Source organism: Spirulina sp. 06S082 (assembly GCF_034932145.1).
Lineage (GTDB): Bacteria > Cyanobacteriota > Cyanobacteriia > Cyanobacteriales > Spirulinaceae > CCY15215.
On sequence record NZ_JAYGHV010000460.1, the window covers coordinates 1 to 3,381 of the forward strand.

General features: G+C 38.2%; 4 protein-coding genes. 2 read left to right on the top strand and 2 right to left on the bottom strand.

Annotated elements, in window-relative coordinates:
• Positions 1 to 239, bottom strand: a 239-nt coding sequence (locus VB714_RS26880) for an acyl-CoA dehydrogenase family protein (RefSeq protein ID WP_323228377.1), incomplete at its 3' end; no start/stop codon positions are given.
• A gap of 68 nt (positions 240 to 307) precedes the next feature.
• Here VB714_RS26880 and VB714_RS26885 point away from each other — a divergent pair.
• Positions 308 to 1,381, top strand: a complete 1,074-nt coding sequence (locus VB714_RS26885) for an LLM class flavin-dependent oxidoreductase (RefSeq protein ID WP_323228378.1) — start codon at positions 308 to 310, stop codon at positions 1,379 to 1,381.
• A 63-nt stretch (positions 1,382 to 1,444) separates the two neighbouring features.
• Positions 1,445 to 2,254 carry a sulfotransferase domain-containing protein gene (locus VB714_RS26890; RefSeq protein ID WP_323228380.1) on the top strand — a complete coding sequence of 270 codons (810 nt, stop codon included), beginning with the start codon at positions 1,445 to 1,447 and terminating at the stop codon, positions 2,252 to 2,254.
• 15 nt (positions 2,255 to 2,269) lie between these two features.
• Here VB714_RS26890 and VB714_RS26895 read toward each other — a convergent pair whose 3' ends face one another.
• Entirely contained in the window at positions 2,270 to 3,211 is a 942-nt protein-coding gene (locus tag VB714_RS26895; RefSeq protein WP_323228381.1) for a glycosyltransferase, read from the bottom strand.
• Between the last annotated feature and the right edge of the window lie 170 nt (positions 3,212 to 3,381).

A 3,381-nucleotide genomic window follows, 5' to 3' on the forward strand; every position in this document is an offset into this window, starting at 1 on the left:
AGTGCCTTTGTCATCATCCAGAGACTATAAATATCGCTACTGTGACTCAAACCTAAGCCACCATATTCTAGAGGTACTGCTGGAGCGTGAAGTCCTGCATTAAAAAGATCGGTAAAATCTTCTTGGGGAAAACTAGCAGTGCGATCGTACAGAGCAGCACGAGCAGCAAACTTTTGTTGAGCTAATTGTTTAAGGCGATCGAGAAAGGATTCCTTATCTGTTGTTTGAGCGAGAATCATAAAAAGCGGCTGTAATTTTCTCAAGGCTTAGTGTACAGTATGAATAAGAATTTATGCAAAGACTAAAGATGTCCCTTAGATTTCATTGGCGACTATCAGTATGGGGAGGAAGATCGGGAATTGCATCGGCAGCAAATTATTCACCTCAACAGTGTTTGCGGCATCTAGAAAATGATGTTAATTTTTGTCACCGCGCGGAGGAAATAGGGATTGAGTCATTATTAATTCCTTTTAATTATTATAGGGTCGATCCACTCATTCTCTCGACGGCTTTAGGAATGGCCACAAAAAAGCTAAAATTCCTTGTCGCTTATCGTCCTGGATTAATATCTCCGACTTTATTCGTGCAGCAAATTAATACCCTTTCCGCTTTAACAAATGGTCGAGTCAGCTTAAATATCATTATTGGTCATTCCACTCAAGAACAAGGCTATTATGGGGATTTTCTCGATACCGATCGCCGCTACTCAAGAGCCAAAGAATTTTTGCAAATTTGTCACGCACTATGGAGTCAGGAGGAAAACTTTAACTTTCAGGGCAATTACTATCAGATAGAAAATGGACAACTGGGGACTCCATTTATTGCCCCAGAAGGCGATCGCCCAGAAATTTATATTAGCGGTGCTTCGACTCTAGCCGTTAAACTGACGGGTCAACTGGGGGACTGCGGCTTGTTCCTTTGGAGTCATCCGGATAAGGTGCGATCGCGTATTCAAACCCTCAAGAAACAAGGTAAAGAAGTTGGACTGCGCGGCTCGATAATTGTCAGACCAACCCGCAAGGAAGCAATAGAAGCAACCTATTCTTTAATTGAATCCAGTAACAACTTATTCGTTCAAGAAATCTTTAAAACTTCGGATATGGAACTGGTTAAATCTGCTCAGAAAAAGAATGATATCGACCCTCATGCAGAGGAAAATTGGCTGACTCCTTGGTTATGGAAAGGAGCCATTCCTTACTGCGGTCCTTCTTCAATTGCACTGGTAGGAAACCCGACAGATATTGCTTCGGCAATTATAGAATATAAAAAGATCGGTTGCTCTCAATTTATTTTATCGGGCAGCCCAGAACTAGAAACAATGAACTATTTTAACCAAGAAGTTCTCCCTTTGATTCAAGAAATGGAAAAAGATATCGGTTAACTAGATGGTTTGAACAAAGTCTACTCAATCAATTATAATTTTCTCGGCTCAATTATAACTCAAATGAACGATAGACCCACTGTATTTCATATCACCCATCAAAAAGCAGGATCGCAATGGATATCTGCATTACTAAAGTCTTGCGCTCCAGATCGTTATGTACCTAATCAGACAATGGGAGCTCATTACAATCAAAACCCTATTAAAATTGGTCACGTTTATCCCTGTCTCTATCTCGCTAAACCTAATTTTGAAGCACTTATCGGCTCTAATTGGGGGCTAAATCGTCCTCAATATAAAAATATTTTGCGATCGCCTCAGACCTATATTGCTAATTGGTACAATTTTCAGATGCAAAATAAAGAGCATCGAAAATTTATCGTAATTCGCGATTTGCGCGATGCTTTAGTTTCTGCTTATTTCAGTTTTAAAATTAGTCATCCTGTCAAGACCAAAAACTTGCATCGGTGGAGAGAAAATTTACAGAGTCTCGATCGCGAAAAAGGCTTTATTTATCTAATGGATGAAGTCCTGCAACGCTGGGCTAATATTCAGTTATCCTGGTTGGATAACGAATGTTTACTCATTAAATACGAAGACTTAGTCAATAATCAGTATGAAACTATCGAGACAATAATGGAACATTGTCAAATTGATATAGAGCGTCAACGGTTACAGGAAATTGTCAAGTCTCACTCTTTTGAAAACAAAACAGGACGCAAAAAAGGTGAGGAAGACATTGCTTCTCACGAAAGAAAAGGAATTGCTGGAGACTGGCAAAATCATTTTTCTGAAGGGATTAAGGAAGAATTTAAGCAGCGTTTTGGAACAGTATTAATACAAACAGGTTACGAAAAAGATATAAACTGGTAAAACAAATCTTTTTGATTAGGAGAGATTGAATTGAATTTCTTTTTCGTATTCTTTAATATAATCAGCCGCCATTTTTAAGTAGTGAAAATCTCTCATTGCTTTGTCTCGACAAACTTGAGGAGAAATTGTCTCTATTTTTGCGATCGCATTAATATATTCCTCAAATTTATGACAGATAAAACCCACATCTGATGAGACTAATTCTGGAAAAGCTCCGCGATCGCTACAAATGACTGGAGTTCCTGATATCAATGCTTCCGCAACAACCAAACCAAAAGGTTCAGGAATTAATGTTGGAGCAAGAAGTGCTTTCGCACCTGCAAGAAGCTCTGCTTTTTGTTTTCCTCGTATTTCACCCACAAACTCTACACCTTGCTCTCGACACATGACGGCAAATTGTCTTTGATAAAAATCATTTTTACTAGAACCAGCAACAATCAGTTTAATGCCGAGTTCTTGGACAAGTAGCAAAGCTAGACCTAATCCTTTTAAAATGGCTCTTTCCAAACCACAAACTAAAAAAACAAAGTAGTCTTCTTTGGTTTGAGAATAAATAAAATCATCAGGATCGATGCTATTATAAACATAACGTTCACTACCAAAACATTGAGCATGGAATTTGGAAACAAAAACAATATTGCTTTTCCCAAAGTTAGCAGGAACAACATGATTTCCTAAAGGAGCATGATAGGTTCTTAGCCACGGTTTACCACGGGAATCAAAAGACTCAAAAGGGGAAATATCTTGAATGTGTAGAATATCGACATCAAACATCCATTTTTCAGCAAGATTAACGGAGTCTGGCAAAGGTTCTAAAATTTCATTCTGTCTGAGATCGTAGAAAATATCATGTCCGAGTTCTCCTAGACCTCTAACAAGCAAATCCGTGGGATTTTGCGATGCAGTTCCAGTCAGTTTTGCAGGATAGGTATGAGAAGCAGATAGATAGATACGCATATTTATTTTATTTTTGTTTCTAGTCCTTGAAATTACAGCAATATTTCTATTTTTTTGTCGAAAAAACAGAGCAGAATTTCCTTCTCCTGCTCTCTAAAAATAGATTACTCTCGGTAAAAGAACTCTCGTTACAAATACGGTTCACCCTCTTTAGGGAAACAATAACCTGC